Below are 280 nucleotides of genomic sequence, written 5' to 3'. Positions count from 1 at the left end.
AGGCAAGCGAAAAAAAACGCCTTTCTTATGATACTTTGCAAAACCGGGCAAAACGCAGCGCAGCGGTAGGTATGCGCACGACGTTTTCACGGCTGCCAACGACCAGGCGCACCTGCGCTGTCATGCCGGGTTTCAGCAATTCATCCTTGTTATCGACATCCACACTTTCAATCGCATCCTTGAGGAGATCAAGGAATTCATCCTCATATTCCTCCCATCGAAATCCATCCTTGGTGTGGCTAACGTCGAATCCTTCGATGTGCAACTCGCCAAATATGCG

General features: G+C 50.0%; 1 pseudogene. It reads right to left on the bottom strand.

From position 1 onward, the window contains the following. Positions 1-25: 25 nt before the first annotated feature. Positions 26-280, bottom strand: a pseudogene (locus tag ACO0LL_RS30410) (hypothetical protein); the annotation flags it as partial.

This window comes from Undibacterium sp. TC4M20W, from assembly GCF_049340245.1.
Classification (GTDB): domain Bacteria; phylum Pseudomonadota; class Gammaproteobacteria; order Burkholderiales; family Burkholderiaceae_D; genus Undibacterium.
Note: the sequence above shows the minus strand (reverse complement) of the source record. Positions and strands in the feature narration are given on the sequence as shown.